Annotated in this window: 2 protein-coding genes; both read left to right on the top strand. The window is 72.4% G+C overall.

Features of this window, described 5'->3' with window-relative positions:
• Positions 1 to 4,432: type I polyketide synthase (locus ACX9I7_RS32255; RefSeq protein WP_459389346.1), on the top strand; the 4,432-nt coding region annotated here is incomplete at its 5' end.
• Between the two features lie 126 nt (positions 4,433 to 4,558).
• Positions 4,559 to 5,464: beta-ketoacyl synthase N-terminal-like domain-containing protein (locus ACX9I7_RS32260; protein ID WP_459389347.1), on the top strand; the 906-nt coding region annotated here is incomplete at its 3' end.

Genomic DNA, 5,464 nt, shown 5'->3' on the forward strand with positions numbered 1-5,464 from the left:
CACGCTCGGTGACCCCATCGAGGCGCAGGCCCTGCTCAACACCTACGGCCAGGAGCACACGCGGGAGCGGCCGCTGTGGCTGGGCTCGCTGAAATCGAATATCGGTCACGCCCAGGCTGCGGCGGGTGTCGGCGGCATCATCAAGATGGTCCAGGCGATGCGCCACGGGGTACTGCCGCGCACGCTGCATGTCGACGAGCCCACGGGGCATGTGGACTGGACGGCCGGTGCCGTGGAGCTCCTGACCGAGGAGCGCGAGTGGCCGGAGGCGGGGCGTCCCCGTCGCGCGGGCATCTCCTCTTTCGGTATCAGCGGCACCAACGCCCACGTCATCATCGAACAGCCGCAGGACGAGCAGGAGGGCGTCCCCGCTCAGCAGCAGGCCCCGCAGGAGCCGGTGAAGTCCCTGCCCGCCATCCCCTGGACGCTCTCCGGCCGGACCCCGGCCGCACTGCGCGACCAGGCCGAACGCCTCCTGGCGTACGTCGAGGAGGACCGGACGGGAACGACCCCGTACGACATCGGTATGTCGCTCACCGCTACTCGCACCGCGTTCGACCACCGTGCCGCCGTCATCGGCTCGGATCGTGAGGGTTTGGTGGCGGGGTTGCGTGCGCTGGCTTCGGGTGATTCGTCGGTGGGTGTGGTGCGTGGTGTGCGGGTGCCGGAGCGGCTGGCGTTGCTGTTCACGGGGCAGGGCGCGCAGCGCGTGGGCATGGGCCGGGAGCTGTATGAGGTGTTCCCGGTGTTCGCGGCGGCTTTCGATGAGGTGGCGGGTGCGCTGGACGCTTATCTGGAGCGGCCGTTGAGCGAGGTGATCGTTTCGGGTGAGGGTCTGGATGAGACCGTGAATACGCAGGCGGCGTTGTTCGCGGTGGAGGTGGCGCTTTTCCGGTTGGTGGAGTCTTTGGGTGTGCGGCCGGATTTCGTGGCCGGGCATTCTGTTGGTGAGTTGGTGGCGGCGTATGTGGCCGGGGTGCTGGATCTGGGGGATGCTGCGGCGTTGGTGGCCGCGCGTGGCCGGTTGATGCAGTCGGCGCCCGCTGGTGGTGCCATGCTCGCGGTGCAGGCGAGCGAGGACGACGTGCGCGAGCTGCTGGCCGGTCGTGAGGGTGTGGATATCGCGGCGGTCAACGGACCCGATGCCGTGGTGATTTCAGGTGATGCCGACGCGGTTGGCTCTGTGGCCGAGGTGGCGCGTGTGCAGGGTCGTAAGGTCCGGCGGCTCATGGTCAGCCATGCGTTCCACTCCGCGCATATGGAAGGAGTGCTGGAGGAGTTCGAGAAGGTGGCGTCAAAGCTGTCTTTCCATGCTCCCCGTATTCCGGTGGTTTCCAATGTCACGGGCATGTTGGCGACCGAGGAGGAGTTGACCTCTCCTGCGTACTGGGCCCGGCATATCCGTCAGACGGTCCGTTTCCATGACGGTGTCCAGTACCTGGCCGGGCAAGGGGTGACCACGTTTTTCGAGCTCGGTCCCGACGCTGTTCTGACCGCGTTGGCGGAGTCCTCCCTCGACGTGGGTTCGGACGCGTCGGCGGTGGCGGCGTTGCGCAGGGATCGCCGGGAGGTCGAGAGTCTCGTCACGGCGCTCGGCGCCCTTCACGCCCGGGGCGTGACCGTCGACTGGGAGGCCTTCTTCACGGGCACCGGCGCCCGCCGTGTCCCCCTGCCCACCTATGCCTTCCAGCACCACCGCTACTGGCTCGAGCCCACGGCACCCGACGAGGCCGGGGCCGGACCGGATGCCACCGGGCACCCGCTGCTGGGTACGGCCGTACAGGTCGCCGGGAGCGGACAGGTCGTGTTCACCGGCCGTCTCTCCGCGCGCACCCACGGCTGGATCGGTGAGGACGGGCCGGCCGGTACGCCGGTGCTCCCGGCGTCCGCACTGGTCGAAGCCGCGATCAGGGCGGCCGACGAGGTCGGTGCGGAACACCTGGAGAGCCTGACCGTGCACCGGCCCGTGGTGCTGCCGGACAGCGGGTCCACCCGGCTGCAGACTGTCGTCGGCGCACCCGACGAGACCGGTCGGCGCCCCGTCACCATCCACCTCGCCACCGACACCGGCTGGGCCACGCACGTTGAGGGCGTCCTTGCCACCACCACGACGGACCCGGCGCCTGCCACCCCCGTGGGCGGCGACACAGGCGGCACACCGGAAACGCGGGAGATCGTCCTCGACGAGGAACTCCTGCCGGACGCCGCCGCTTACGGTCTGCACCCCGCGCTCCTGGAGCACGCCGTGCGCGACCTCGCGGGCGACGCCCCCGCCGGGAGCCTCCGTGTCCCTGACCAGTGGCAGGGTGTGCGGCTGCACGCCACCGGCGCCTCCACGGTCCGCGTCCGGGCCGCCGGGACCGGCGACGGCGCTTTCCGTCTGGAGCTGACGGATGTGGCCGGGCAGCCGGTCCTCACCGTCGACCGGATCGCCTTCCGTGACGTTCCTCAGGAGGCGCCCACCCCTGCGGGCGCCGCTCTCCTGCCGCTGCACCAGCTGGGGTGGAGCCCGTTGTCCGCCGCCCTGCCCGGCACACCGCCGCGCTGGGGCGTGCTCGGTGAAACGGCGACGGGCCCCGGCATCCCCGGCGCCCTCGCCTTCGCCACGGTCGCGGACGTCGGCGACGCGGTCGCGGCGGGTGCGGCGGTCGACGCCGTGCTCGCCGAGCCCGGCGCCGGGGGCTCCGGGGACCCGGCGGACGTCATCGGCGCGGCGCACCGCGCGACCGGGCGGGCTCTGGAGCTGGTCCAGCGGTGGCTCTCCGACGAACGGCTTGCCGGCGTCCGCCTGGTGGTGCTCACCCGTGGCGGCCTTGCCACCGGCCCCACGGAGGCGGACGACCCGGCCGCCGCCGCGGTGTGGGGGCTGCTGCGCTCCGCCCAGGCGGAGGCACCCGGACGGATCGTCCTCGTCGACGCCACCGCCGGCACGGTGCCTTCCGGCACGCTGCTGTCCGAGGTACTCGCCTCCGGCGAGCCGCAGGCGGCGCTGCGCGACGGGACGGCCCTGCTGCCCCGGCTGCGTCACACCACGCAGCACGCACCCCAAACCGAAACCGCACCCGATCCCGCCCCCGCGCCGGCCGGTTTCTCCGCCACCGGCACCGTCCTGGTCACCGGCGCGGGCGGCGCCCTGGCCGCGTACGTCGTCCGGCACCTGGTGACCGCGCACGGGGTGCGCCGCCTGCTGCTGCTCGACCGGCGCCCCGCCCAGGAGTGGACCGACCCCGAGCTCGTGCGGGAGCTGCGGGCGGCGGGCGCGGACGTCGGCGTCGCCGAATGCGACGTGGCCGACCGTGCCGCCCTCGCCGACGCTCTCGCCGGTGTTCCCGAGGACCGGCCGCTCACGGCGGTGGTGCACCTCGCGGGGATCCTGGACAACGCCCTGCTTCCCGAGCTGACCCCCCAAGCCCTCACGTCCGTGCTGCGCGCCACGGGGGATTCCGCCTGGCACCTCCACGAGCTGACCCGTGGCCTGGACCTGACCGCGTTCGTGCTCTTCTCGTCGACCACCGGTGTGATCGGCGGGCCCGGCCAGGCCAACTACGCCGCGGCGAGCGCCTTCCTCGACGGCCTCGCCCGGTACCGGGCGGCCCAGGGCCTGCCCGCCACGGGTGTCGCCTGGGGCCTGTGGGACGTCGCCGGTGGCATCAACGCGGCCCTGGGGGCGACCCACCGCAACCGTTACCTGCGCGAGGGCTTCCGCCCGATCGCACCCGACGAGGGGGTACGGCTCCTGGACGCCGCGCTGCGCACGGGTGATCCCGCGCCGGTGGTCCTGCCGCTGGACACGGCGACCCTGCGTGCGAGCGGCCGGGTGCCCGAGGTGCTCAGCGCTCTTGTGAACGGGGTGCGCCGGCGTGGCGCGGCCACGTCCGCCGCCCCCGGTGACCCGCTGACCGGTCGGCTCGCCGGGCTGTCCGCCGAGGAGCGTCACACGCTCGTCCTCGACCTGGTGCGTACCGAGGTGGCCGCCGTCCTCGGGCACGCCGAGCCCGGTGCCGTCGAGCCGGGCCGTGCCTTCCAGGAGCTGGGCTTCGACTCCATGACCGCCGTGGACCTGCGCAACCGGCTCGGGGAGCGGACCGGGCTGCGGCTCGCGGCCACGCTGGCCTTCGACCACCCCTCGCCCGCCGCGCTTGCCGATCACCTGCTCGGCCAACTCGCCCCCGAGGGCGCAGTGGACGACCGGCGCCCGGAGGCGGCCGCGCTCGACGCCCTGGAAGCCGCGCTTGCCGGTCGGCCGGCGGAGGGCCAGGACCGCGCCCGGATCCTCGTACGCCTCCAGACGCTCGTGTCCCGGCTCACCGAGACCGTGAGCACCGGCACGGGCCGGGACGATCTGGCCGGCCGGATCGAGGAGGCGTCGGCGGAGGAGATCTTCGCGTTGATCGACACCGAACTCGACGGCATCGGCGACCCGGCCCACTGAACCCCGGTCCCGGGCGGCCCCGCATGGGGCTGCCCGGGGCCCGCTACCCCCCAAAAAAAGCTCAGCGCACCCCCTCCCCCTCCTCTCACCCCGCCGGACGTACTCCAAGGAGATCCGAGGTTTCGCATGTCCAACGAAGAGAAGTTGCTCGCCTACCTCAAGAAGGTGACCGGTGACCTGCAGAAGGCCCGCCAGCGCGTCACCGAGCTCGAGTCCGGCAAGGACGAGCCTGTCGCGATCATCGGCATGGCCTGCCGCTACCCCGGCGCCGGGTCGCCGGACGACCTGTGGCGGCTGGTGACGGACGAGAGGGACACCATCACCGACTTCCCCACCGACCGTGGCTGGGATCTCGACAACCTCTACGACCCCGACCCCACCAAGCCCGGCCGGACCTACGTCCGGCAGGCCGGTTTCGTCGACGATGCCACCCGTTTCGACGCCTCCTTCTTCGGGATCTCCCCCCGGGAGGCCCTGGCGATGGACCCGCAGCAACGGCTCCTCCTGGAAACCGCCTGGGAGGCCCTCGAACACGCCGGCATCGACCCGGGCACGCTCAAGGGCACCAGGACCGGCGTCTTCACCGGCCTCGTCGAGCAGAGCTACCTCGACCTGGAGACCCCCGGCGAGTTCGAGGGCTATCTGATGACGAGCAAGCTCAGCAGCATGGGATCCGGGCGCATCGCCTACACCCTCGGTCTCGAAGGACCCGCGGTCTCCCTCGACACCGCCTGCTCGTCCTCGCTCGTCGCCCTGCACCTGGCGGTGCAGTCGTTGCGCTCGGGCGAGTCCACGCTGGCCCTGGCGGGAGCCTCGTACGTGGCGGCGACGCCCGGCGGGCACATCGACTTCTCCCAGCAGCGCGGCCTGGCCAAGGACGGGCGGTGCAAGCCGTTCTCGGCGTCCGCCGACGGCATCGGCTGGTCGGAGGGCGTCGGCCTGCTCGTCGTGGAGCGGCTTTCGGATGCCCGGCGTAATGGGCACACCGTCCTGGCGGTGGTGCGGGGTTCGGCGGTCAATCAGGATGGTGCG

This window comes from Streptomyces sp. L500, from assembly GCF_054551825.1.